Here is a 22,465-nt window from a genome sequence, read left to right on the forward strand (position 1 = left end):
GACGCGGATGCCGGTCATCGGACCGCCTCCCCCTGGGCGAAGGGACTCCGGTCGAGGTGGGCGAGGAGGTCGGCGGGGTGACGGTAGACGGCGCGGGCCCCGGCCTCCTCCAGATCGGCGCGCGGGATGCCCCCGCACAGCAGCCCGACGCAGGCGACGTCGGCACGGACACCGGCCCGCATGTCCCACACCGTGTCGCCGACGAGGACGGAGCCGCGCGCGGGCGCCTGCGCGAGGTCGAGCGCGTGGTGCACCGGGTCCGGTGCGGGCTTGCCTTCGCTCACGTCGTCGGAGCTGGCCGTGGCGGTGATGGCGTCGTCGGCGTCGACGGCCCGCCGCAGGGCGTCCAGCTCGGCGTCCTTGGCGGAGGTGACGAGCACCACCCGCCAGCCCCGCCGGTCCAGTTCGCGCAGGAGCCGGGCCGCCGAGTCGAACGGGGGCAGCCGGTCGAAGTAGGTGCCGTAGAGGGTTTCGTGCGCGGCGGAGAGCGCCTCGTCCCCGCTCTTGTCCCGGCCCTCGCCGAGCAGGTGCGCGATCAGGTCCTCCCCGGGGAGGCCGATCGCGCGGTGGATGTCGTGCATCGCGACGTCGTGGCCCGCCTGCCGCAGCGCCTCCCACCAGCAGGTGACGTGCAGGTGGTTGGTGTCGGCGAGGGTGCCGTCGACGTCGAACAGCGCGGCCCGGTTCATGCGCGCCTCCCCGGGGGTCGGGATTCAGTAGTCCAGCCTGCGCTTGAGTTCGGCCTTGTCCATGGAGGAACGGCCGTGCAGGTTGCGGCGCTTGGCCTCCGCGTAGAGCTGGTCGTACGTGGGACCCCGCGCCCCGCTGTGGGAGTGCAGCCCGCCGCGCCGGGCGGAGGAGATGTCGTCGATGGAGCTCTTGCTCGCGGTCTTGGACTCGCCCGCGCGGGCGCGTTCCTTGTTCACGGTGCGGGCGGCGATCTCCTTGGCCCGCTCGGGGCTCTCGCCGCGTTCTTCCGCGCTCTCCTTGATGTGCTCGTACTGCCGTTCACGCTTGGGACTGGAACCTCGGGGCATGTCGGCTCCTCTGCCGGGACGGGACCGACACGGTGAACCCGCTGCGCGGCCGTGTCGGGATGCGGTGGAGCGGGATCCGCAGGTCCTGCTCGGGGACGTCGGTGTCGAGGACGGCCAGGGCGGAGGCGAACTCCGCGAGCAGGCCGACGGTGATCTCCTCGCCGGGGCAGCGGTGGCCGGTGCGGGCGTCGCCGCCGCCCTGGGGGATGAGTGCGCCGGGGCCGGGCTCCCGGCCGAGGAAGCGGAGCGGGTCGAAGCGGTAGGGGTCGGGCCACAGCGCCGGGTCGTGGTGGTGGCCGTAGACGTCGAGGAGGACGAGGGTGCCCTCGGGGACGGCCTCCCCGCCGAAGCGCAGGTCACGGGCGGCGAGGCCGCCGACGAAGGGCACGAACGGGTAGAAGCGGCGCACCTCGTGGGCGAAGGCCCTGGCGTACGCGCCGTCGTCCGCCCGCAGCTCGTCGGCGAGCCGGGGCCTGCGGTGCAGGGCGTGCGCGGCGAAGGCCACCGGCCAGGCGACGGCGACGCACGGGCGGATGATGTTGAGCAGTTCCACGGCGGCGGTACGGGGGTCGAGGAGCCGGCCGCCGGCGTCGCGGTGCCGGGCGACCGCCTCCAGCGCGGTGTCCCCGCCGCCCGGAGGGAGTGCCTGGTGGAGGCGGGTCACTCCGCCGCGGAGCTCCTCGACGGTGCGCGCGAGGGAGTCCTCCTGCCGGGCCCGGGCCCGGCGCGCCCGCCAGTGGCGCGGTCCGGGCGTCGCGAAGCCGTCGACCATGGCCACGCAGTCCTCGGAGACCTCCCGGGCGGCGTCCTCCGGTACCGCCAGGCCCGTCCAGTCGCAGACGGCCCGGGCGAGGACCACCGCCGCCTCGTCGAAGAGGACGGCTCCCCGGCCCCGCCATCCTTCGACGGCGGCCGCCCAGTGCCGGCGTACGAGTGCGGTGAGCGCGTCCACCGAGTCGTCCCGCATCAGCACTGACACGAAGAGGTGCTTGCGGACCCGGTGGCGGTCGCCGTCCAGGGTGTGGACCGCGCCCCGCCCGAAGAGGGTGTCGAGCACGGGTCCGGGGAGCGCGCCGTCGCGGAGCACGTGCCGTTCGTCGTAGAAGAACTCCACGGCTGCCGGTCCGTGCAGCAGCAGGGCGGGCCGGCCCATCAGGCGGGTCCGGACGGCGGGCGGGTCGCCGTGGCGACGCCGCAGGTCGGGGGCCCAGGCGTAGCCCTGGGTGAGCAGCGCGAGCGTGCTGTCGATCGTCAGGGGCATGCCGGGCGCCTACCCGCCGCGCCCCGCGGCACTCCTCGCGCCCCAGGGGTTTCGACGGGCCCCGACGGGTTAGGCGGGGGCCATGCCCGACCGTGACATCGTGCAGGCGGAAACAGGGGGGCTCCCCGTGTCCGCTCGTACCTCCTCCGCCCTCGGGGGCGTCGCCCCGCCGGAGGGCCTGGGCCCTCCCGCACCGGCCGAGGGGGCGCTGCCCCAGGACCACACCCAGGCGATCCTGGAGACCACCAAGCGCGTGGCGGCCCTCCTCAAGCGGTCGGGGCCGCCCTTCGCCCTGGCCGGCAGCGTGGCGGCGTTCGCCCACGGCCTGCCGGCCCGCTTCCAGCACGACACGGACTTCTGCGTGCGGCCCGAGGACGCCGACCAGGCCGTCAAGGCCTTGGAGGACGGCGGCATCGCCATGCGCCGGGCGCCGGAGGACTGGCTGGTCAAGGGCCGCTCGGGCGGGGAGGAGATCGACCTGATCTTCGAACTGGCCCGGCGTCCGGTCGGCACGGAGCTGCTGGAGCGGGCGACCGTGAAGGCGGTGGACTCGGTGTGGATGCCGGTCCTCGCCCCCACCGACCTGATGGACAGCCGCCTCGCCGCGCTCTGCGAGCACTACTGCGACTTCGGGGACCTGCTGCCCATGGCCCGCATGCTGCGCGAGCAGATCGACTGGGCCCGGCTGGAGCGCGACCACCGGGCGGACCCGCTGCCCGACGCGTTCTTCCACCTCCTCGAACGGCTCCGCGTCATCGGCGCCGCGGGAGGGGACCCCGCAGCAGAAGGAGCGACGGGAGAAGGACCATGAGCTCCACCGGCATCATCGAGTACCGCATCGAGCACCTGCGGGAGCGGCTGGCCCGCGAGGAGCTCGCCGAGCTGGGCGTCCGGGTCGAGCTGCACGGTGCCCGCGCGGTCGTCCGCGGGTGCGTCGGCGACGAGGAGCGCAAGGCGGCCGTACTGCGGATCGTCGGCGAGGAACTGGCGGGCCACGACTGGTACGAGGACATCACCCTGAGCCGGGCCCGGCCGCCCGACCACGCCGAGGAGCTGTCGTGATCCGCGTCGCCGCCGTCGGGGACATCCACCTCGGCCCGGGCAGCGCCGGGGTGCTGCGGCCCGCCTTCGACACCCTGGGCGGCTGCGCCGACCTGCTGCTCCTCGCCGGCGACCTGACCCGCCACGGCACCCCGGACGAGGCGCGGGTGGTGGCCGCCGAGACGGCCGGGCTGCCGGTGCCCGTGGTCGCGGTGCTCGGCAACCACGACTACCAGAGCGACCGGCAGGAGGCCGTGGCGGACGTGCTCCGCGCGGCGGGCCTGTACGTACTGGAGGGCGACGGCGTCCTCCTCGACGTCGGCGGGACCCCCGTGGGGATCGCCGGGGCCAAGGGCTTCTGCGGGGGCTTCGCCGGGCGCAGCGGCAGCGAGTTCGGCGAAGCCGAGATGAAGTCCTTCATCCGCTGCACCCGCGCCAGCGCGGAGTCCCTCGGGCGGGCCCTGCGCGAACTGCGCGAGGCCGGCAGCGTGCTGCGCATCGCCCTCACCCACTACTCCCCCGTGCCGGACACCCTGGCGGGCGAGCCCCGGGAGATCTACCCCTTCCTCGGCAGCTACCTCCTCGCGGAGGCTGTGGACGAGGAGGGGGCCGACCTGGCCGTCCACGGCCACGCCCACCTCGGTACCGAGCACGGCATGACGGCCGGCGGGGTCCAGGTCCGCAACGTGGCCATGCCCGTCATCGGGCAGGCGTTCTCGGTGTACCACCTCTCCCCCGACGGCCACCGGGGCTCCGTGCCCGACGGCGCACCTGCTCCCGCCCGGGAGGCGGGCACATGACCCGCACCGCACCGGGCGCCCGGCGGACGCCGCCCTCCCGGCTCTCCGTACCGCCCGGCGCGCACCCGGACCGCGCCCCAGCACCCACCGACCCGGAGGAACCGTCATGAACAGCCGTCCCGCCGCCACCCGCCCGGCCCCCGACCTGCTGGGCGTCTACCTCAACGACCACCTCACCGGGGCGAACGCCGGCACCGAACTGCTGCGCCGCGCGGCCCGGGCCCAGCACGGGACGGCCCTCGGCCCGCCGCTGGCGGCACTGGCCGAGGAGGTCGCACAGGACCGGGAGAGCCTGCGCGGCATCATGGCCGGCCTCGGCGTTCCCGAGTCGCGGGGCCGGGCGGCCCTCGGCCGGCTCGCCGAGAAGGCCGGCCGGCTCAAGCTCAACGGGCGCCTCTTCACCCGCTCGCCGCTCAGCGACGTCCTGGAGCTGGAGGCGATGCGCCTGGGCGTCGAGGGCAAGGCCTGCATGTGGCGGGCGCTCCAGCCGCTCGCGGGCGCCGGCGCCCCGGTCGACGGCGCGCGCCTGCACGAGCTCCTGCGGCGCGCCGAGCGGCAGATCCGGATCCTGGAGACCCTGCGCGGGGAACGCGCCGCGCAGGTGTTCACCCCCGAGGTGGCCACGGCCCCGCCCGGCCGGGCCCACTCCGCCTAGGGTGTGTGCAGCGCGGTCAAGCGGCAGGCCCCGGGGGCGAGGTCCGACCAGCCGCCGGGGAAGTCCAGTACGACGACGGCACAGGTGGGCAGGCCCTTGCGGATCCGTTGCAGCAGCTCCTGCGGGCCGTCGCCGGGCAGGGCGGCGGCCAGTTCCTGGACACCGGGATTGTGGCCCACCAGCATCAGGCCGGACACGCCGTCGTCCGTCCCGGCCACGGCGGCGCGCAGGGTCTCCGCCTCCGCGTTGTAGAGGGTGTCCTCGTACACGACCGGCGGCCGGTCCGGCAGCGGGGGCTGCAACAGCTGCCACGTCTGGCGGGTCCGCTTCGCCGGGGAGCACAGTACGAGGCCCACCCCGAGCGGCGACCCGCCCAGCCGGTGGCCCATCGCCTCCGCGTCGGTGCGCCCCCGGTCGGCGAGCGGCCGGTCGAAGTCCTCCGTGTCGCCCTTCGGCACGGCCTTCGCGTGCCGTACGAGGACCAGTCGTCGTTCCCGCTTCCCGGACACCTCTGCCTCCTCCGGACCGGTACGGGACCCCTCGGGGCCCCCTCCGGGACAGTCCACCACGTTCGCCGCGGCATCGCGCGGGTGCAACCGGAACAAGCTCGCGGAGATGCCGGTGCTGTGGGAGTACGCGCGGGACCTGTTCCAGACGCCCGGTTTCGGCGACACCGTCGACTTCGACCACATCAAGCGGCACTACCACCTGGTGCACTCCGACATCAATCCCACCGGCATCGTGCCGAACGGGCCGGACGCGGAGACCTGGCTCGCCCCGCACGCCCGGGTGGGCCTGGGCGGGCGGCCCTTCGGCGACGGCACCCCGCCGGGGCCGCTGCGCCCCGCGGAACGGGTGCCCGCCGGCCACAACCCGCTCCCGGGCCCGGCGTAGCGGCTCACCGGTTCGCGACGGCCCGTACGTTCTCGATGCTGCCGCAGTCCGACTCCAGCTGCCGCTCGCGCTCCTTCAGGAACGCGGCGCCGAGCTCGGCCCTGCGCTCGTCCGGGACGTTCTCGCGGGCGCCGTTGAGGATCGTCCGCTCCTCCTCGTCCACGTGGTGGGACACGGCCTCGACGAGGTCCTCCAGTTTGGAGTCCCAGTCCTCGGAGCCGACCTCGTCCACCTCCAGGAGGGCGAGCAGCGCCTTGTTGCCCTCGTCGTGCTCCTCCACCCCGTGTTCGACCTCCTCGTCGTCGACGTTCTTGAAGCGCTTGAGCGCGCCGTAGACCTCGGCTTCCTCCGCCTCGCCGTGCGCGATGAGCAGGGCGGAGAACTTCTCCAGCGCTCCCGCGCGGTCGGCCTCGACGCTGCGCATGCTGCGGAACAGCTCTTCCATGGTGCGGTGGTCCTGGAGGATCACCGCTACGACGTCCTGTTCCCTGTGGTTCGCGGCCATGGCACAGCCTCCTGGCTCGGGGTCTCCGTCGTCTGGCGCGTGCTCGTTCACGGGCCGTTGAAACCTGCGTAGGGCCGTCCGGCGCAGTGGCCGGTCAGGCCGGGTGGCCGGCCTCCAGGTCGCGGACGGCGCCGTAGCGCAGCGGCCGGGGTGCCGCGGGCCCGGTGCTCCGCTCGACCGGGGAGAGCACGAAGCCGGCGTGGTCGCCGCCGACCGCGACCACCTCCTCGACCCGGCCGGTGAACCAGACGCGTACGTCCGACAGCACCGGGCTGCCGTCCCGGCCGGGCCGCCAGACGGTGCGGGCGAACTTGTCCACCTCGTCGCCCGTCAGCCCGCCGAAGAGGTCCGCCAGGGCCCGCTGCTCCCCGCCCAGTACGTGCACGGTGAGGTGGCGGGCCGCGCGGGCCACGCCGTACGTGTGGTTGGCGGTCGACAGCCACACCACGAAGCGCGGGGGGTCGATCGAGCACTGCGAGGCGAAGCCGACCAGGCAGCCGGACCGCCGCCCGCCCGAGGCGGCCGTGACGACGTACATCGTGCCGTCCACTGCCTCGGCGAAGCCGTCGAGGCCGGGGGCGGGATCCGGGTCCGGGTCGGTCACTGGGGCTCCCTGGCTGCCGGGCCGCGGCGGGGTGCCGCGGGCCACCCTCCCCATCGTCCGCCACCGCCCCGCGAACGCGGGTGCTTGGGCGGCGCGTGTCCGGGCAGGCGCGGGAGGTACGCCCGACCTGACGGACCGGAGGAGGTGGATTCGGTGCGCATCGCCTTTCTGACCGCGCCCGAGGGAGTCGAGGAAGTGGAACTGACCGCGCCGTGGAAGGCCTTGGAGGGGGCCGGCTGGAACCCGCAGCTGGTGTCGACCGAGGCCGGGCAGGTGCAGGCCTTCGACCACCTCGACCGGGCCGGCCGCTTCACCGTCGACCACGTGCTCGCCGGGGACACCTCCGATGCCTTCGACGCGCTCGTGCTGCCCGGCGGGGTGGCCAATCCCGACGCCCTGCGGATGAACGACCGGGCCGTCGGCTTCACCCGGAGCTTCTTCACCGCGGGCAAGCCGGTCGCCGCGATCTGCCACGCCCCGTGGACCCTGGTGGAGGCCGATGTCGTACGCGGCCGGACCCTGACCTCGTGGCCGAGCCTGGCCACCGACATCCGCAATGCCGGCGGCACCTGGGTGGACGAGGCGGTGCGGGTCTGCCGGGCGGCGCCGTCGACGCTGGTCACCAGCCGCAAGCCGGACGACCTCGACGTCTTCTGCGCCGCCGTGCTGAGGGAGTTCGACCGGGTCGCACGCGCGTGAGGACGGGCCCGTTGTCACCCGGACGGCGGCGGTGCTGCCCGGGGGCCCACCGTCGCCGGCGGGCCCCCGGGCAATGTGGTCCGGCGCGCTACCACCGGTACCAGCGCCCGCCGCTGCCGCGGGCGACGAAGCCCACGAGCCACAGCACCAGCACGGCGATGGCGATCCACCAGAGCAGCTTCACTGCGAAACCGGCGCCGAAGAGCAGCAGAATCAGCAGCAGGACCAGAAGGAGCGGAACCATGACCCACCTCCAGAGCAGGACGGCCGGGAAGGGGCGCCCGAGGGCCGGGCGCCCGCAGGGAGCGCCTGCCCCCGCTCTCCCGCTCCATGCGCGGGTCGGGTCCGCCGGAGGAGAGGTGAGTACCGCGACGCATCCGAACCCGCCACTGCCCGACGGCCCCGAGCCCGTCCCGTCCGGCCCCGAGCCGGTCCCCCGGGACCGGCCGGCGGACCCCCCGCAGCGGCCCGCCGGCCCCCCGGACGGCAACCCCGAGGAGCCGGTGCCGGAACCCCCCGACTGACCGCGCCGGCCGTCTACCCCTCCATCACCAGTACCGCGTCCCGGCAGGCGTAGCCGGTCGTCGGCGAGGACACCTCCAGGGTCCACGTCCCCGGTTCGGCCCGTACCTCCGCACGGAGGCGGCCGTCCCCGCTGGGCAGCATCGGATCGGCGGAGACGCATCCGCCGTCCTGCGTGAGGCGCCGGACGCGGAGGTCCATGGCGCGGTCCGCGTTCGTGGCCCACACCTCGATCGGCGCCCCCGCCAGGGCCACGTCCGGGAGTTCGATGCCGATGTCGTGGTCCGACGCCAGGAACCCGGGGCGTTCGACGCCGTTGCAGATGTTGCGCAGCTGGTACTGCACGGGTGCGGCGTCGAGGAGCGAGGCGTGGCGGTGGGGGAACCACATGGTCGACGCCGTGGTCCGGTGCTCCGGAGGGGTCGCCGACAGCTGGGGGACGGTTCCGTCCCCCAGCCACGGGCCGCGGTCGCCGGGCAGGCCGTCGTGGAACCGGGGGTGGCCCGCGGCGTCGAACGAGACGCCGTGCGCGGTGCGGTGCGTGGCACCGCCCAGGGGGATGAGGTCGTAGGCTGCGGCCCTCCCGGCCTCGTTCGCCCTGGCGGCCTTCTGCATGTCGCGGTGGAACTTGAAGGCGTCCACGACCGTGGCGGTCGCGAGCCCCGCGACCGGCGGGATCCCGCTGAGGAGGGACGGGTGCCCGTCCTCGGTCACGACCGCCTTGTAGACCGGGAGCAACTGGTGCAGGGACGGGTACGTCGAGCAGACCTCGGCCATCGCCTCCCGCCACCGGCCCGGCAGCGGTCCGAGCCCCTCGCCCAGCAGGAACCGCAGCGCCTTCACGCTGCCCAGGTAGGGCGTGCCGAGGGAGGCGACCGCGCGCGTCACCTCACGGCGGCCGAGCACCTCCACGTAGTGCCGTACGACCAGCCCGCCCATGGATCGGCAGACGAAGACCACCTTGGCGTCCCGGGCGCCCGGGAACCGCTCCGGGTCCGCGGTGGTCCGCCACCGGGTGAGGCGCTCGTCGACGAACCGGTCGAGCTTCATGGCGGAGTTGACGTTGCTGAGCCGCCAGTCGTACGGGAACACGGCGAGCCGCTCGCGCGCGATCCCGAGCCGCTCGGCCAGTCCGCCGTAGCCGAGGTGTGCCACGAGTCCGGGCAGGACGCGCTGGGTCCGGATCGGGCCGCCCAGGGACAGGGTGTGCCGCGGCTCCGGGTCCTCGTGCCCGATCCCCTGCTGGAGCCGCATCCGCTCCAGCAGCCTTCCGGGCCGGAAGACCCCCTCGGCGGCGGCCCGCGGGCTGAGGTTCCAGACGTCCGCGCCTTCCCAGGTCAACGCCGTGCCCATGATGCCCGGCACGACAACGACAAGGTCGTCCTTCACGGCTGGTGCTCCTCCACGAGTGAACGGAACGGGGTGGCGCTCCCCCCGGTGACCGGAACGCCGAGACGGATCAGGTTCTCCGGGGTCAGCAGCAGCTGGTCGCAGCGCAGGGCGGCCTGCGGCCCGCCGCGTACCAGGAGGGTGATCCCGGCGTCGCCGAAGGCGGGGACCACCTCGGAGACGTCGTAGCCGCGGGGTTCGACGTCGGGGAGCGCCCGCTCGGCGACGACGTCCCACAGGTGGAGGCGGCCGGAGGTGTTCCGCCAGCCGACGAGCAGCGGCCGGTGGGCCGGACCGGCCAGGGCGAGGCCGTCGAGGGGTCCGCCGCCGGGCGGTGGCGGAAGGGTGGTGGCCGCGCCGAAGAACCAGCCCTCGCACTCGGCGATCTCGACCTCGTTGCCTGACGCGACGGCCACCAGCGGGATCGTCCTGCTGCCCCTGCGCAGGACCCCGGTGGCGACCGCGTGGATCAGGACGGAGTCCACGGCGTAGGGCTTGGCCCCGGCGGCGGAGAGGTCCCAGACGCGCACGGCGTCGCCGCCCCACGCCGAGAGCCAGGACCGGCCCTCAGGCGTGCCGGCCACGGCGAGGCGCTGCACGCTGCCCGAGGCGCCCATCGGCCGTGTGGTCCCGCGGCTCCAGCCGGCCCCGGGCGCGGGACCGCGTTCCCAGCAGGCCACCCCTTGTCCGGAGGGCCAGAACAGTTCGAGGCGCTGCCCGGAGGCCGCGCGCAGGGCGACCGAGGGTACGGGCACGTCCCGTGCGCCGTCGAGGTGGAGCTCGTCGGCGGCCTCGGTGTCGAGGCCCGGGCCGAGGGTCCACACGCGGGCGGTCCGGCGGCCGACGGCCGTCACCGTCCACCGCTTCCCGTACGCCACGGCGGCGAGGGCGGTGACCGGGTCGCCGTGGGTCAGCACCGGGCCGGCGAGCCGGGGTCCGGCCGGGGTGTGCAGGCTCACGAGCACGTCCGTGTCCTGCGATCTGCACAGCAGGAACTCGCTCGCCGCGCCGGCGGCGACCGCCCCGCGCGGGTTCGCCCGGGGGTCGCCGCCCCGCGTCCGCCGTCCGGCCGCGGGCGCCTCCCGCTCGCCGGGAGAGTGCGGCTCCCAGACCCGGACGCGCGTCTCGTCCGCCACGGCCAGCCGCCCGGAGCCCGAAGGGTCGAACGCCAGCGACCTGTGGTGGCTGGTGCACGGCAGGGGCACGTGCTCGGTGCCCGATCCGGACCAGACCCGCACCTCGGAGCCCTCGCGCACCGCGACGAGCAGTCCCGCCGGCCCTTCGCCGACACTGACCGCCTGCCCCGCGCTGCGCGTGTGGAGGAGGAGTTCACGGCCGTCGTCGAACAGCGGGTCGGGCATCCGCCAGACGGACAGCGCACGGCCGTCCAGGGCCGCGAGGACGGCGCCCCGGCCGTCCGGGAGGGCGAAGGCGGACAGCGCCCGCACGGGCTGGCCGGTGCCCAGCAGCGGTGCCGCGCCGTGCAGGGGTTCGCCCGGCACGCCGCCGCGGAACGGGACGGCCCACAGGGTCAGTCCCCCCGGCCCGCCCGCGACCGCGGCGACGGCGCCCTCCAGCGGGAGCAGCGCCACGGACGACACGGCGGCGGGCAGCACGCGTAATCGCAGCAGTTCGCGGGCGTACGTGCCCTTCCCGTCCCACTTCCACAGCCACAGCCGGCCGCCCTCCACGGCTCCCAGGTGCACCAGCCCGTTCCACCGGACGGCGGCGACCGCCTCGGGGGAACCTCCCCAGTACAGCTCTTCGAAGGGCTGTCTCTCCTCGCCGCGCCAGAGCCGCAGCGCCCGCCCGTCGTGCGTCGCGATCACCCGGTCGGCGCCGCCGCCGGCCACCGCCAGCCCCCGCTGCCGGCCGGCGGCGGTCCAGCCCGCCGGTCCGGTGTCGCGACCCCGGACCTCCTGGCCTCCTGCGGTCCAGGATCTGATCACTCCGGCGCCCGCAGCGTGGATGACGCCCTCGCCCCGCCCCGGGCCGTGCCCCGTGCCCTGTCCCTCGCCGCTCCCCTCCCAGTGCACCGCCAGCGCGCCGCCCATCGGCGCCGGCCAGCTCCGTTGCAGCGGGAGCCGGTCCGCGCTGCTCCACACGTCGTCCCAGAAGACCTCGGGGGGCTGGGGAATGCCCCGGAGGACCTCGGCGGGGAACACCGCGAGAGCGGTCGCACGCAGCACGGCCCACCGCGCGGCGGATGCCGGATGGGTGCGGAAGTGGTCGGCGACCTGCACGTAGAGAGCCGGTCGGGGCGCGACCGCAAGGCGGGTGGCGACCAGTGGTTCGAGGACGTCCGGGGAGGCGTGCACGGCGAAGTGGTAGTCGCTCGTCAGCTCGTCCAGGGTGGCGTCGCCGGCGAGTGCGGCGTGCGCGGCCACGTAGTGCGCCACGTAGGGTTCGGCACTCGCCCAGTCCTCGCTGCGCGGCGGCCGCAGGGCCAGGACGACGCTCCGGTGGAGCCGTCGCTGGTGGGCCTCGTCGCCGAGCAGGTGGGCGCCGAAGCTCGGATGGTGCAGCCGGTGGACCTCCGTGCCGAACTCGCCGTCCCGGGCGATGACCACTCCCGTGGCCACGTCGATGACGTGTCTGAGGTCGTGCTCGGTGTACGCCCTGTTGCCGGGCGGGCGCACGGCGTCGGCCATGGCCAGCCAGACGCGGGGCTGGGGCAGCCCGTTGCCCTGGGCCAGCGCCAGGGGGCGCAGCAGGTCGCGGACACGCGCGGGTTCGGCCGGGTCCAGCCGGTCGAGTTCGTCGCCGAGCAGTGAATCCAGGACGGCGGTTCCGTGCCGCAGTTCGGCGTCGATCCGGTCGGGCTCCGGCAGCTCGCTCAGGCCGGCCAGCCTGCGTGCCCAGAGCGTGGCGACGAGGAAGAGGCCGTTGCTGCGGGAGGCTATGTGGCGGGCGGCGGTACGCCGTGCCTCCTCGGCCCCGGCGGGCCGGTAGGGGGAGTCGTCCTGGCCCAGCAGCCGCTCGACGTGCCGTGCGATGTCGCCCTCGGTCTCGGGAAGCCGGTCCAGTTCGACCGGGTCCTCGCAGTGGAGGGCCTCCAGCAGGGTCTCGGCGGGGAGTTCGCCGGGCAGGTTCCTGCGCGCGTTGGGGCGGGTGGTTACCACCACCTTCACCAGGGGTGTTCCGGCGAGGGGGTTGAGCAGCCCGCGCGCGATGTCGAAGGCGTGCCCGGCGGCCGCCTCGTCCAGTCCGTCGAACAGCAGGGTCAGGCTGCCCTTCCGCTGTGCGAGGGCGGCGATCCGTTCGACGAGGAGGTGCGGCGCCGCCTGTCCGGGGTCGGCGGGCCGGCCGAGGCCGAGGGCGCCCAGCCGGCGGCCGAGTTCCTCGCAGAGGGCCGCGAGGGTCTTGCCCCGGCAGTGCAGTGCGGCGTGTACGGAATAGAGCTCGGGCTGGATCCGCGGCCGCCGGTCGGCGGGCAGCGAGGCCGGGAAGCCGCGCGTCGTCAGGTGGGCCAGATAGGTCAGCAGTGTGGACTTGCCGGCGCCGGAGGCACCGGAGAGGGCGAACAGGCCCGTGCTCCTGGTCGCCATCCAGGTGACCAGCTCTCCGAGGATCCGGTCGCGGGAGGCGAAGTCGCGCAGGTTCCGGCTCTCCCCGGAGCCGGAGAAGACCGGCATGACGTCGTCCCTGAGCTCCTCGCCGATCCACGACTCGTCGTCCGACGGGCGCAGGGCGGGCTTCACGCGCTCGGAGCAGTAGGGGTTGAGCAGGAAGTCGGGCCGCAGGGTCCGTACCTCGGACCATTCGGGTGCCTGGTCCTCCAGCAGGGCCCGGACGGCCAGCATGAGGTGCGTGAACGCGACGACGGGGTTCTCACGGTGGAAGAGCGGCACCGCGCGCGTCTGCGCGTCGGCCGTGTCCAGCACCTGGCGCAGCCGGGCGACCCACCGCCCCTCGACCGCCTCCTCGTCGGCCTCGGCGGTGGCGATCACCGCGAACCCGGCGTCGCTCCGCCTCCCCTCCCCCGCCCGCCCCCGGGCGGCCTTGACCTGTTCGTTCACGTCGTCCAGCGCCGTTCCGGAGAAGCAGGCGTCCAGGACGAGGAGGGTGTCCGTGGTGTCCTCGGCCAGCCAGGAGACGAGTTCGGCGGCGGATACGGCCCGCGCGGGGTCGAACTGCCCGGCGGCATAGGAGTCCTGGCAGGCCAGGTAGAACGTGCCGCCGATCCGTTCACCGTGCCCGGTCCAGTAGAGGATCTTCCGGCCGGCCGGCTGCTCGCGCAGTCGCGCCACCAGTTCCCGGACGCGCTCGCGCACCAGGGGCGGGCCCGTGGTGTCCGCCTCCCCCGTGGCGGCCGCCCGGAGGGGCGGCGCGTCGAAGCCGAGCCGCTTCGCCTGCTCGGTGAAGTGGCCGGCACTGCGGCGCAGGTAGGAGCGGTCGCGCCGGCGGAGGACGTCACCCCGGTACTGGTCCACCACCACCGTGGCCACGACGCCGTCGTGCGGGACATCGACCATCCGGAACCGCCCTCCCCCGAGAAGCCCAGCCGGAACGCCTTCGTGCGCCGTGCGGCGCATGGCACGATTCTCACTCAACTCGACATCACACCAAGGGGTTTCGGTGACGCAGCGAGAGGGATTCATCGTTGGGCATCTCCTCACGGACTGTTACGTCTTCGAGGGGGACGGCACCCGCCCGATCCTCGAAGAGAACGTGAAGGTCATCCACGAGCCGGGGCTCCGCCGGGTGTCGCTGCCCCTGGAGGTGCAGCGGTGGCGGCAGGCGATCCAGGCGGAGGAGGAGCGCAAGCAGGCGGCGGGCGAGCCCCACCGGTGGAACAACCCCCGCTTCGCCGTGGAGAGCATCGTGCTCTCCCGTACCAACGAGGACGAGCTGCCGATCGTGCAGCTGAGCCTGTGCGACGCCGACTACTTCGACTTCCTGGCCACGTCGGTCAACCTCGACACTCCGCTGCGCGAAGGCGAGCCGGCCACCTTGCGCACGCAGTACCTGGAGGACACGGACCCGGTGACGGCTCCGGCCTTCCTCTCCTGCAGCTTCGGCATCAACGTGGCGGTGCGGACCGGGCCCGACCGGCAGATGGTCTTCGCCCGCCGCAGCGCCACCGTGGCGGGCCACAACACCGAGCGCTGGAACTCCTCGGCGAACGAGGGCCTCGCCGCCATCCACGACGTTCCCGCGGACGGCTCCCCGATCAGCCTCCACGCCGTGGCGCGCCGCGCGCTGCGGGAGGAGCTCGCCGTCCAGGACGACGACGAGGTCGAACTGGAGCTGCTCGCCTTCGCCCTGGACCTGCGCAACCACCAGTGGGCGGCCTTCTACCGCGCCGTGCTCCCCGGACTGACGGCGGACGACCTCACCAGGCGCCGCAGCAGGGGCGTGGAGGACAAGTGGGAACACGACCAGTTCCGGTTCGTGCCCGCCGACCCGGACAGCGTCCTCGACTTCCTCCTGGAGGAGGGCCGGGTGTGGACCCCCTGCGCTCCGGCACTCTTCTACATGGCCCTGGTACGCGAAGCCGTCACCGCCCGCGCCGGCAGCCCTTCGGGCCGCCTGGACGTGGAGGCGGCCGAACGCAGGGCGATGGCCCGGCGCGCCTAGCGGGAGGACGGGGAAACGCCGCCCTCAATCAGGCCCACAACGACACCCGGGAGGGCTGTCGCGTGGAGGAGACCACCCCGCTCCGCGCACACTTCCCCGCCCGTCGGCTGTCAGGAGCGCGGTCGGGCGATGTGCATCCAGGTGTGGAGCCAGCCCTGGGCCTCCTTGCCCGCCGGGTCCTCTCCGCGCGCGAGGACTTCGGCGACCACCCGGGCCTGTTCCGCTTCGTCGGTGAAGCGGCGGTGCCGGTACGTGACCTCGGAACGCCGGTCGGTCAGGCCGTACGCCTCCAGCGCGGCTGCCACGGCCCCGTAGTCGTGGTGGCGCACCACCGCCGAGGCCACCGTGATCCGGCCGCCGGAAGCAGCGACCAGCGGGCCGTAGGTGCGGGGCGTCAGGAAGCTGCTGCCGCCGGTCACGGTGAGCAGCGACGCCTCGGCGGCGGCCCGCAGCAAACCCTTGCTCGGCTCGACGCCCTCGGTTTCGAGGTTCTCGGCGTAACCCTCGGCGAGCAGTCCGACCGCCAGGGCGTAGTCGACGGCAGGCCGTGAGGCGTCGGCGCCGACGACACGCACGGCCCCGGGCAGCCGGCGCTCCGCGTAGAACGCGCGGTCGCGGTCGATGAGTTCGTAGGTCCCTAGCCGGGCGAGAGCGGGTGAGGTGTAGCGCTCGTACAGGTCCTCCAGGGTGACCGCGCACGTCAGCAGCGCCGCGTTCACGCCGTAGGAGCAGCACAGGTCGAGCACCGTGAGCGGACCCGGGCCAAGCCGCGCCAGCAGGCCCTTGAACAGGCGCTGGGCGTGGTGCGGGCTCTGGTAGTCGTACGGGCGGAGCGCGGTGAAGTATCCGCGCGGGTCGGGTAGGGAGTAGACCTCGTCGAAGCCGGTCATCAGGGCGGGCGCCATCGGGGAACCTCCAGCTGGTGGGCGCCGGCCATTGTGAACCCCCGCCCGTGGCCCTGCACAGGCCGCGGGTACCGTTTCCGGCCAGGCCGAGTCTCGAGGGGGCCTGTTGAAGTGGACATGGGCGGCATCTCTGCCGTTCACGTTGCCGCCGCAGGGCCGCCTCCTGTCGGCTCGGCGGCCGCGGCCGGCAGGTCTTGCACCTGCCGGTCGTAATCGTCCAGCAACTGGCGGAGACGGTCCAGCGACTCGGCCGGCACGTCGGCCGGAGCGGACTCCACGACGTAGCGGGCCGCCGTGACCAGTGCCGACAGTTCGTACACGTGGAACGTGCCTCGAAGCACCGCCGGGCGCAGCCTCTCCAGCAGCATCGGTCAGCCCTTGGAACGTACGTACTCGACGACCTGGCCCAGCTCGGAGGCGAACTGGTCGTAGTCCTCCTGCATGCCGTTGATGTAGGCGCTCCAGCCCAGACTCGCCTTCGCGTAGTGCACGGCTTCCTGGATCTCCTCGTCCGTGGCACCGAAGAGCTTGGCCGCCTCGGCGTGGAACAGGCTGCAGTACCGGCACTTGGTCTCGGCATGCAGCCCGACGCCGATCAGCTCCTTGTACTTGTTCGGAATCAGCGTCTCGCCGAGTTCGATCCGCTTGAAGATCTCCCACTCCGGGCCCAGCAGCTCGGTCGGAATGCTCTGGAAGAAGTGCGGCACCAGGCCCAGGGTTTCCTTGATGTCCGCTTCGACTTCGGCGCGACTGACCGTGGTCGTCATGACGACAGCCTCCTCCGAAGGCTCCGCGTGCCCGACCAAGCTCGCCCGCGCTGGTCGCGAGCGTGTCGGCACCGGTCATCGACGGGCTCGGACCGCCGTTGCGCCGCACCCCACCGCCCCGGCGGAGAGAGCCCTCTGGCACCGGCGGGCCCTCACCTCAAGCCTACGCACCTCCGCCGTCTCCGGCGATGGGCGGAGAGGCCGCCCCACCGGGACGCCCGGCACGGATGGTGATCGTCCGGCTACAGGTGTTTCACGGCCGGGACCCCCGGACGCGCGGCCGCCGGACGAATCCGGCCCCGTCCGTCCGCACAGTCGGCCGAGACCGCGGGCACCTCTCCGGGGCGCGCCGGCCGGGGTTCGCGGATAGCGTGGAAGAACAGCAACCTGCAGGTGAGGCCATGACGAACAAGACCTACGACGCCATCGTCGTCGGGGGCCGCTGCGCGGGTGCACCAACCGCGATGCTGCTGGCCCGCCGGGGCCACCGGGTGCTCCTGGTGGACCGCGCCCGCTTCCCCAGCGACACCGTCTCCACGCACCTGATCCACCCGCCGGGCCTGGCGGCCCTGGACCGCTGGGGCCTGCTGGGCCGAGTGACCGCCGGCGGTCTGCCCGAGATCACCACCTACTCGTTCGACCTCGGACCGCTCACCCTGGCGGGTTCCCCGGCCGGGTGCGGGTTCTCCGGATCGTACGCACCGCGCCGCACCGTTCTGGACAAGATCCTCGTGGATGCGGCCTCGGAAGCGGGCGTCGAGGTGCGTGAGGGATTCTCCGTCGAGGAGTTGGTGACCGACGGCGAGGGTGCGAACGGCACCGTGACCGGGATCAGGGGCCGCGGGCACGAAGGCCCCCAGGTGACGGAGCACGCCCAGGTGGTGATCGGCGCGGACGGCGCCCACTCGTTCGTCGCGCGGACCGTCGGAGCCGCCTCGTACGCTGAGAAGCCGAAACTGCAGGCCAGCTATTACACCTACTGGTCAGGGCTCGGGTTCGAGCACTTCGAGGCCTTCCTTCGGCCCGACCGGGGGTTCGCGGGCTGGCCGACCAACGACGGCCTGACCCTGCTCATCTGCGGCTGGCCGATGCGCGAAGCCGAGGCGCACCGGGCCGACGCCGAGGCGGAGTACCTGGCCACCATCGCTCTGGCTCCCTCCCTCGCCGAACGGACCGCCTCGGCCAGCCGCGTGGAGCGGCTCGTCGGGGCCGCCGTCCCGAACTACTTCCGCACGCCGTACGGACCGGGCTGGGCCCTGGTCGGGGACGCCGGCTACCTCAAGGACTTCATCACCGCGCAGGGCATCCAGGACGCCTTCCAGGACGCGGAGCTGTGCGCCCGGGCCGTCGACGAGGGCCTCACCGGACGACGCCTCTTCGCGGAGGCCATGCGGGACTACCAAGAGGCCCGCGACGCGCGGGTACAGGAGATGTACGAGTTCACCGCCGACTTCGCCCAGCTGGCCCCGCCGACCCCGCAGATGCAGCAGGTGTTCGGCGCCATCGCGCAGCGGCAAGAGGCGATGGACGGGTTCGCCCGGGTGATCGCCGGGGTGACCGCTCCTTCGGCGTTCTTCTCCGACCCGGCCTTGGCCCCCGCGGCCGGCTAGGAAGTTCCGTGGCATCCCCCGATGGTCCGGAACGGACCGACGGCAGGGTTCGTGCGACAGCCTCCTGGGAATCAGGTGCCAGAGTTGTCGACGAACCCCACGATATCGAGGTATTCGATTCTGGGCGGGCCGCCATAAATCCCCGTCACCTTGTCGACGAGCTCCTCCGTGAAGAAGGCACGGGCCTTCTCCTCGTCATCCCACACGTAGAAGTTCCTTGCCTGAGCGCCGTCTTCGTCGAGCATGAAGCTCTTGAAGCGAAGGCCGGCCATGCCTTCGAACGGCCCTCGGAGTTCGCCCGCAATCTTTGCGAGAGTTGAACGGTCGAACTTGTCGGTCTGCGTGAAAGTCACGAGCACGCCGATCATCGGACCTCCTACCGATTTGGGTGTGCAACGGTCGATCGAGTGGTGCTAGCGGCGGATCCTAGTACACGCGGCCGGAAATTCTGGTCGTTGGGCCGCGAGTCGGAGGTGCGGCGCACAGTCGGCCCTACGGGCCAGGAGCGCGTCGAGATTCACGCGCGTGAACGTCCAGCCGATGCGACACAAGCCACGAGAAGCGGCCCCGCCGACAAAACGAGGAGCCGCCTGGAACACGGCACCGAGCGACGCCGACCACCCGCACGAGGGGCGATCCTGACGATCCGTTCACCGGGCTCGTCCCCTGCCGTCCCGACGGCAGGCCAATCGGGCCCCACCACGTCCTGGACCGGCTGCATCAACCGTCCGAAGAGGCCGGCGTCCCGCGGATCACCGTGCACGGCCCGCGGCACCCGGCGGCCACCATCGGACGACGCAGGCAAGCCGGCGCCCCGCACCGCCCGGCGGGCACGTCAGCGGCGGCGCCATTCCTCGGCCAGGAGACGGTAGGAGCGGACCCTGTCGGCGTGGTCGTGCGTGATCGTGGTGATCAGCAGCTCGTCGGCGCGAGTGGCCTCCTGGAGCCGTTCGAGGTGATCGGCGACGGTCCGCGGCGAGCCGACGAACTGTGTCTCCACCCGGTCGGCCACCAGCCTCCGGTCTGCGTCCGTCCAGGAGCCTGTCAGCGCCCGTGCCTCTCCCGGGGACGGGAAGGGGATGGCGCCTTCGGCCGTGCGGATGCCGCGTACCCAGGGCGCGTATCCGGCGGCCAGTTCGCGGGCCGTGGCGTCGTCCTCCGCCACGACCACGTCGGCGGACACGGTGACGTACGGGCGGTCCAGTTCGGCGGAGGGTTTGAACGCGGCCCGGTAGCCCTCGGCCGCCTCCAGCACGCTCGCCGGGCTGACGTGGTAGTTCGCGGCGAACCGCAGGCCGTTGCGGCCGGCCGTCTCGGCACTCTGGCCGCCGCTGCTGCCCAGGATCCACACCTGTACGTCGGCCCCCTCGCCGGGGACGGCGTGCGCCTCGATGCCCTCGCCGGACCGGTACTCGCCGCGCAGCAGCGCGAGGACGTCGTCGACCTGCTCGCCGTAGTCCTGCGGCTGGGCACCGGGCAGGTTCAGCAGCTTCTGCTGGAGCACGAACCGGGGATGGCCCGCCAGGTGCGCGAAGGAGAAGCGCTCCGGGATGCGCAGCCCGTTCGGGGTGTGTCCGACGAAGGGCTCCGCCTCCCCGGCCCGCTGCGGAGGCCGGCCCGCCGAGCGGCCCAGGCCCAGGTCGAGGCGGCCCGGGTGCAGGGCGTCGATCAGGCCGAACTCCTCGACCGTGGACAGCGCCGTGCGGTGGCCGAGCTGTACGGCCCCGGAGCCGATCCGGATCGTGGAGGTGGCGGAGGCGGTCAGGGCCAGCACCACCGCCGGGGAGGTCCCGGCGACACCGGGATTGAGGTGGTGCTCGGCGAACCAGTAGCGTGCGTAGCCGAGCCGTTCCGTCTGCCGGGCCAGATCGATGCTGTTGTGCAGGGCGTCGGCGGCGGTGGAGCCGGAGGGGATCGGGATGAGGTCGAGGACCCCGAGCGGGATGCCGGACATGGCCAGGTCTCCTTACAGATCGGCGAAGGGGGGATCGGGGATCTCGCGGCGCAGCACCGGCGCGATCTCGGACTGGAACAGCTCCAGCGAGGCGCGGTGGGCGGCCGGCGGGAGACCGCCCGGCTCGGCCTGCAGGTGCAGGACGGTGTGGCCGAACTGCTCGTGGTAGCGGTGCACCTTCTCGACGATCTGTTGGGGGCTGCCGATCAGCGCGGAGCTGCGCTCCACGAAGTCGTCCAGGTGCGGGAACACCGGTTCCACGCCGGCGTGTTCGTGGAAGGCGAGGTACTGCTCGAAGGCCGGCCGGTACGCCGCCACCGCCTGCTGCGAGGTGCGGGCCGCGTGGAAGCCGGCCGTACCCGCGCCCACCACGGCGAGCGCCGGGTCGTGCCCGTAGTGCTCCCAGCGCTCCCGGTAGTGGCGGATCAGCTCGGCGTACGGGCCGATCGGATGGGTGACGTTCGCGGAGAACAGCGGATCGCCGTAGCGGGCGGCGAGGTCCACGGACTCCCGGCTGGTCGCGCTGCCGTGCCACACCCGCGGGGGCGGCCCACCGGGGCGGGGCAGCACCTCGGCGTCCTTCAGCGCCGGCCGGAACCGGGGCTCCGCCGTCACCCGGTCCTCGCGCCAGAGCCGCCGCAGCAGCTCGTAACCCTCGCTGTTGCGCTCCCACTGGTCCTCGGGCGTGACGTGGAACAGCTCCCGCTGGGCCGTGCCGTTGCCCTTGCCGATCATCAGCTCCAGCCGGCCGCCGGACAGGTGGTCCAGCGTCGCGTAGTCCTCGTACGCCCGGACGGGGTCGAGCAGGCTCAGCGTGATGGCCAGGAACTTCACGAGGCCGTGGCCTGCCGCTCGCCGGCCGGCCGGACCGCCGGCACGTCGAGTCCGAGGTGGTCGCGCAGGGTGGTGCCGGTGTACTCGCTGCGGAAGACGCCGCGTTCCTGAAGGAGGGGGACGACGGTGTCGGCGAAGCCCTCCAGTCCGTCCGGGGTGATGTGCGGGACCAGGATGAAGCCGTCGGCGGCGTCCGCCTGCACCAGGCTGTTGATGGACTCGGCGACGGTCGCGGGAGAGCCGACGAAAGTCTGCTTGGCGGTGGTGGCGATCACCAGCTCGCGGATGGAGAGGTTCTTGGCCTCGGCGAGCTCGCGCCACTGACGCGCGGTGGCCAGCGGGTCGCGGAACTGCCGTACGCTCGCGCGGCCGAGGGCGATGGTGTTCTCGCCGGGGTCCGGGTCGACGTCCGGGAGCGGTCCGTCGGGGTCGTAGCCGGACAGGTCGCGGTTCCAGACGTGTTCCAGGTACTTGATCGCGGTGGCTCCGCTGACCTGGGAGCGCCGTACCTCGTGGGCGAGTTCGCGGGCCTGGGCGTCGGTGTCGGCCAGGGCGAAGGTGGCGGCCGGCAGGATCAGCAGCTCCTCCGGGCGGCGGCCGTACCGGGGCAGGCGTCCCTTGACGTCGGCGTAGAACTCCCGGCCTTCCTCCAGGGTTGCGTACCGGCCGAAGATGGCGTCGGCGGATGCGGCGGCGAACTCGCGGCCTTCGCCGGAGTCGCCGGCCTGGAAGACCACGGGACGGCCCTGGGGGCTGCGCGGCACGTTGAAGCGGCCCTCGATGTCGAAGTGGCGGCCCTGGTGGGCGAAGGCCCCGGCGCGTGCGTCGCGCAGGAAGGTGCCGGAGACGGGGTCGGCGGTGACCTCGGTGCCGTCCCAGGAGTCGAACAGCTCGGTCGCGGTGGCCAGGAACTCCCGGGCCCGGGTGTAGCGGTCCTCCCGGGGCAGGAATCCGCCGCGGCGGAAGTTCTCCCCGGTGAAGGCGTCCCAGGAGGTGACCACGTTCCAGGCGGCCCGGCCCTCGGAGAGGTGGTCCAGGGAGGCGAACTGGCGGGCCACTTCGTAGGGCTCGTTGAAGGTGGAGTTGATGGTTCCGGTCAGGCCGAGGTGCTCGGTGACGGCAGCCAGCGCGGCGAGCACGGTGAAGGTGTCCGGCCTCCCGACCACGTCCAAGTCGTATATCTTCCCGCCTTGTTCGCGCAGGCGAAGCCCTTCGGCGAGGAAGATGAAGTCGAACTTGGCGCGTTCGGCGGTCTGCGCGAAGCGGACGAAAGAGTCGAACTCGATGTGGCTGCCGGCCGCGGGGTCACTCCACACCGTGGTGTTGTTGACCCCGGGGAAGTGGGCCGCGAGATGGATCTGCTTGAGCGGCTTGGTGCTCATGGTGTCCTTCCGGTTCCGGATCCGAG

23 protein-coding genes and 2 pseudogenes are annotated in these 22,465 nt (G+C 73.4%); 9 read left to right on the forward strand and 16 right to left on the reverse strand.

The annotated features are described in order from the left end of the window. Positions 1-14: 14 nt before the first annotated feature. Genes ACZ597_RS14735 through ACZ597_RS14745 form a run of 3 tightly spaced genes read right to left on the reverse strand, consistent with a single transcriptional unit; the run spans position 15 to position 2,298 of the window. A complete protein-coding gene (locus ACZ597_RS14735; RefSeq protein ID WP_471329100.1) occupies positions 15-689 on the reverse strand; it encodes an HAD family hydrolase in 675 nt (224 codons plus the stop codon). 24 nt (positions 690-713) lie between these two features. Beyond that, positions 714-1,037 carry a plasmid stabilization protein gene (locus tag ACZ597_RS14740; protein WP_471329103.1) on the reverse strand — a complete coding sequence of 108 codons (324 nt, stop codon included), beginning with the start codon at positions 1,035-1,037 and terminating at the stop codon, positions 714-716. Beyond that, on the reverse strand, positions 1,009-2,298 hold the full coding sequence (locus tag ACZ597_RS14745) for a cytochrome P450 (protein WP_471329106.1): 1,290 nt from the start codon (positions 2,296-2,298) through the stop codon (positions 1,009-1,011). Before ACZ597_RS14745 ends, ACZ597_RS14740 begins: the two co-directional genes overlap by 29 nt. Positions 2,299-2,380: 82 nt before the next feature. Between ACZ597_RS14745 and ACZ597_RS14750 the strand changes: the two genes are divergently transcribed. The 4 genes from ACZ597_RS14750 to ACZ597_RS14765 all read left to right on the forward strand — a co-directional run bounded on the left by ACZ597_RS14750 (position 2,381) and on the right by ACZ597_RS14765 (position 4,794). Then, positions 2,381-3,109 carry a nucleotidyltransferase family protein gene (locus ACZ597_RS14750; protein ID WP_471329109.1) on the forward strand — a complete coding sequence of 243 codons (729 nt, stop codon included), beginning with the start codon at positions 2,381-2,383 and terminating at the stop codon, positions 3,107-3,109. Beyond that, positions 3,106-3,360 carry a hypothetical protein gene (locus ACZ597_RS14755; protein WP_471329112.1) on the forward strand — a complete coding sequence of 85 codons (255 nt, stop codon included), beginning with the start codon at positions 3,106-3,108 and terminating at the stop codon, positions 3,358-3,360. The genes ACZ597_RS14750 and ACZ597_RS14755 overlap by 4 nt, the downstream gene beginning before the upstream one ends. Beyond that, positions 3,357-4,139 (forward strand): metallophosphoesterase family protein, encoded by a 783-nt coding sequence (locus tag ACZ597_RS14760; protein WP_471329115.1) that lies wholly within the window; start codon positions 3,357-3,359, stop codon positions 4,137-4,139. The genes ACZ597_RS14755 and ACZ597_RS14760 overlap by 4 nt, the downstream gene beginning before the upstream one ends. A gap of 106 nt (positions 4,140-4,245) precedes the next feature. Next, positions 4,246-4,794: a hypothetical protein gene (locus tag ACZ597_RS14765; protein ID WP_471329118.1), complete on the forward strand. Its 549-nt coding sequence runs from the start codon at positions 4,246-4,248 to the stop codon at positions 4,792-4,794. Here the strand turns inward: ACZ597_RS14765 and ACZ597_RS14770 are convergent. After that, entirely contained in the window at positions 4,791-5,303 is a 513-nt protein-coding gene (locus ACZ597_RS14770) for a SixA phosphatase family protein (protein WP_471329121.1), read from the reverse strand. The genes ACZ597_RS14765 and ACZ597_RS14770 overlap by 4 nt on opposite strands. Positions 5,304-5,385: 82 nt before the next feature. On the opposite strand from ACZ597_RS14770, the pseudogene ACZ597_RS14775 reads away from it, so the two are divergent. After that, positions 5,386-5,688 (forward strand): annotated as a pseudogene (locus ACZ597_RS14775) (glutathione S-transferase family protein); the annotation flags it as partial. A gap of 4 nt (positions 5,689-5,692) precedes the next feature. On the opposite strand, the gene ACZ597_RS14780 reads toward ACZ597_RS14775, so the two are convergent. Together ACZ597_RS14780 and ACZ597_RS14785 are read right to left on the reverse strand one after the other, a co-directional pair. Next, positions 5,693-6,193, reverse strand: coding sequence for a hemerythrin domain-containing protein (locus ACZ597_RS14780; protein ID WP_471329124.1), 501 nt, complete (start codon positions 6,191-6,193; stop codon positions 5,693-5,695). Between the two features lie 94 nt (positions 6,194-6,287). Beyond that, positions 6,288-6,731: a flavin reductase family protein gene (locus ACZ597_RS14785; RefSeq protein WP_471330088.1), complete on the reverse strand. Its 444-nt coding sequence runs from the start codon at positions 6,729-6,731 to the stop codon at positions 6,288-6,290. 219 nt (positions 6,732-6,950) lie between these two features. On the opposite strand from ACZ597_RS14785, the gene ACZ597_RS14790 reads away from it, so the two are divergent. Next, positions 6,951-7,496, forward strand: a complete 546-nt coding sequence (locus ACZ597_RS14790; protein WP_471329127.1) for a type 1 glutamine amidotransferase domain-containing protein — start codon at positions 6,951-6,953, stop codon at positions 7,494-7,496. A gap of 88 nt (positions 7,497-7,584) precedes the next feature. On the opposite strand, the gene ACZ597_RS14795 is transcribed toward ACZ597_RS14790, so the two are convergent. Beyond that, positions 7,585-7,740, reverse strand: coding sequence for a hydrophobic protein (locus tag ACZ597_RS14795; protein ID WP_470962035.1), 156 nt, complete (start codon positions 7,738-7,740; stop codon positions 7,585-7,587). A gap of 115 nt (positions 7,741-7,855) precedes the next feature. Between ACZ597_RS14795 and ACZ597_RS14800 the strand changes: the two genes are divergently transcribed. Further along, complete coding sequence (locus tag ACZ597_RS14800) at positions 7,856-8,020, forward strand: hypothetical protein (RefSeq protein ID WP_471329130.1); 165 nt, start codon at positions 7,856-7,858, stop codon at positions 8,018-8,020. Positions 8,021-8,033: 13 nt separating this feature from the next. Here the strand turns inward: ACZ597_RS14800 and ACZ597_RS14805 are convergent, their stop codons facing one another. Together ACZ597_RS14805 and ACZ597_RS14810 are read right to left on the reverse strand one after the other, a co-directional pair. Further along, positions 8,034-9,407 carry an esterase/lipase family protein gene (locus tag ACZ597_RS14805; protein WP_471329133.1) on the reverse strand — a complete coding sequence of 458 codons (1,374 nt, stop codon included), beginning with the start codon at positions 9,405-9,407 and terminating at the stop codon, positions 8,034-8,036. Next, positions 9,404-13,882 carry an NACHT domain-containing protein gene (locus ACZ597_RS14810; RefSeq protein WP_471329136.1) on the reverse strand — a complete coding sequence of 1,493 codons (4,479 nt, stop codon included), beginning with the start codon at positions 13,880-13,882 and terminating at the stop codon, positions 9,404-9,406. Before ACZ597_RS14810 ends, ACZ597_RS14805 begins: the two co-directional genes overlap by 4 nt. 103 nt (positions 13,883-13,985) lie before the next feature. Here ACZ597_RS14810 and ACZ597_RS14815 point away from each other — a divergent pair, with 103 nt between their 5' ends. Continuing rightward, positions 13,986-14,987 (forward strand): translation initiation factor 2, encoded by a 1,002-nt coding sequence (locus tag ACZ597_RS14815; RefSeq protein ID WP_471329138.1) that lies wholly within the window; start codon positions 13,986-13,988, stop codon positions 14,985-14,987. Between the two features lie 110 nt (positions 14,988-15,097). Here the strand turns inward: ACZ597_RS14815 and ACZ597_RS14820 are convergent, their stop codons facing one another. The 3 genes from ACZ597_RS14820 to ACZ597_RS14830 all read right to left on the reverse strand — a co-directional run bounded on the left by ACZ597_RS14820 (position 15,098) and on the right by ACZ597_RS14830 (position 16,659). Further along, entirely contained in the window at positions 15,098-15,892 is a 795-nt protein-coding gene (locus ACZ597_RS14820; protein ID WP_471329142.1) for a hypothetical protein, read from the reverse strand. A gap of 137 nt (positions 15,893-16,029) precedes the next feature. Next, positions 16,030-16,260: a hypothetical protein gene (locus ACZ597_RS14825; RefSeq protein WP_471329146.1), complete on the reverse strand. Its 231-nt coding sequence runs from the start codon at positions 16,258-16,260 to the stop codon at positions 16,030-16,032. 3 nt (positions 16,261-16,263) lie between these two features. Next, positions 16,264-16,659 carry a carboxymuconolactone decarboxylase family protein gene (locus ACZ597_RS14830; RefSeq protein ID WP_471329149.1) on the reverse strand — a complete coding sequence of 132 codons (396 nt, stop codon included), beginning with the start codon at positions 16,657-16,659 and terminating at the stop codon, positions 16,264-16,266. 401 nt (positions 16,660-17,060) lie between these two features. Between ACZ597_RS14830 and ACZ597_RS14835 the strand changes: the two genes are divergently transcribed. Then, on the forward strand, positions 17,061-18,269 hold the full coding sequence (locus ACZ597_RS14835) for an NAD(P)/FAD-dependent oxidoreductase (protein ID WP_471329152.1): 1,209 nt from the start codon (positions 17,061-17,063) through the stop codon (positions 18,267-18,269). A 71-nt stretch (positions 18,270-18,340) separates the two neighbouring features. On the opposite strand, the gene ACZ597_RS14840 is transcribed toward ACZ597_RS14835, so the two are convergent. The 4 genes and pseudogenes from ACZ597_RS14840 to ACZ597_RS14855 all read right to left on the reverse strand — a co-directional run bounded on the left by ACZ597_RS14840 (position 18,341) and on the right by ACZ597_RS14855 (position 22,439). Next, the gene (locus ACZ597_RS14840; RefSeq protein ID WP_471329156.1) at positions 18,341-18,637 is read right to left on the reverse strand and encodes a hypothetical protein; all 297 of its coding nucleotides are present in this window, start codon (positions 18,635-18,637) and stop codon (positions 18,341-18,343) included. Between the two features lie 467 nt (positions 18,638-19,104). Next, positions 19,105-20,223, reverse strand: a complete 1,119-nt coding sequence (locus ACZ597_RS14845; protein ID WP_471329159.1) for an LLM class flavin-dependent oxidoreductase — start codon at positions 20,221-20,223, stop codon at positions 19,105-19,107. 12 nt (positions 20,224-20,235) lie between these two features. Continuing rightward, a pseudogene (locus tag ACZ597_RS14850) lies at positions 20,236-21,039 on the reverse strand (LLM class flavin-dependent oxidoreductase); the annotation flags it as partial. Between the two features lie 14 nt (positions 21,040-21,053). Then, complete coding sequence (locus ACZ597_RS14855; protein ID WP_471329162.1) at positions 21,054-22,439, reverse strand: NtaA/DmoA family FMN-dependent monooxygenase; 1,386 nt, start codon at positions 22,437-22,439, stop codon at positions 21,054-21,056. Positions 22,440-22,465: the final 26 nt, after the last annotated feature.

This window comes from Streptomyces sp. NPDC040718 (assembly GCF_055593565.1).

What these genes read in the sequence shown, in the direction of transcription:
- ACZ597_RS14735 (WP_471329100.1), bottom strand. Translation starts at nt 689, where the DNA reads ATGAACCGGGCCGCGCTGTTCGACGTCGACGGCACCCTCGCCGACACC.
- ACZ597_RS14740 (WP_471329103.1), bottom strand. Translation starts at nt 1,037, where the DNA reads ATGCCCCGAGGTTCCAGTCCCAAGCGTGAACGGCAGTACGAGCACATC.
- ACZ597_RS14745 (WP_471329106.1), bottom strand. Translation starts at nt 2,298, where the DNA reads ATGCCCCTGACGATCGACAGCACGCTCGCGCTGCTCACCCAGGGCTAC.
- ACZ597_RS14750 (WP_471329109.1), top strand. Translation starts at nt 2,381, where the DNA reads ATGCCCGACCGTGACATCGTGCAGGCGGAAACAGGGGGGCTCCCCGTG.
- ACZ597_RS14755 (WP_471329112.1), top strand. Translation starts at nt 3,106, where the DNA reads ATGAGCTCCACCGGCATCATCGAGTACCGCATCGAGCACCTGCGGGAG.
- ACZ597_RS14765 (WP_471329118.1), top strand. Translation starts at nt 4,246, where the DNA reads ATGAACAGCCGTCCCGCCGCCACCCGCCCGGCCCCCGACCTGCTGGGC.
- ACZ597_RS14780 (WP_471329124.1), bottom strand. Translation starts at nt 6,193, where the DNA reads ATGGCCGCGAACCACAGGGAACAGGACGTCGTAGCGGTGATCCTCCAG.
- ACZ597_RS14785 (WP_471330088.1), bottom strand. Translation starts at nt 6,731, where the DNA reads ATGTACGTCGTCACGGCCGCCTCGGGCGGGCGGCGGTCCGGCTGCCTG.
- ACZ597_RS14795 (WP_470962035.1), bottom strand. Translation starts at nt 7,740, where the DNA reads ATGGTTCCGCTCCTTCTGGTCCTGCTGCTGATTCTGCTGCTCTTCGGC.
- ACZ597_RS14810 (WP_471329136.1), bottom strand. Translation starts at nt 13,882, where the DNA reads ATGGTCGATGTCCCGCACGACGGCGTCGTGGCCACGGTGGTGGTGGAC.
- ACZ597_RS14820 (WP_471329142.1), bottom strand. Translation starts at nt 15,892, where the DNA reads ATGGCGCCCGCCCTGATGACCGGCTTCGACGAGGTCTACTCCCTACCC.
- ACZ597_RS14825 (WP_471329146.1), bottom strand. Translation starts at nt 16,260, where the DNA reads ATGCTGCTGGAGAGGCTGCGCCCGGCGGTGCTTCGAGGCACGTTCCAC.
- ACZ597_RS14830 (WP_471329149.1), bottom strand. Translation starts at nt 16,659, where the DNA reads ATGACGACCACGGTCAGTCGCGCCGAAGTCGAAGCGGACATCAAGGAA.
- ACZ597_RS14835 (WP_471329152.1), top strand. Translation starts at nt 17,061, where the DNA reads ATGACGAACAAGACCTACGACGCCATCGTCGTCGGGGGCCGCTGCGCG.
- ACZ597_RS14840 (WP_471329156.1), bottom strand. Translation starts at nt 18,637, where the DNA reads ATGATCGGCGTGCTCGTGACTTTCACGCAGACCGACAAGTTCGACCGT.
- ACZ597_RS14845 (WP_471329159.1), bottom strand. Translation starts at nt 20,223, where the DNA reads ATGTCCGGCATCCCGCTCGGGGTCCTCGACCTCATCCCGATCCCCTCC.
- ACZ597_RS14855 (WP_471329162.1), bottom strand. Translation starts at nt 22,439, where the DNA reads ATGAGCACCAAGCCGCTCAAGCAGATCCATCTCGCGGCCCACTTCCCC.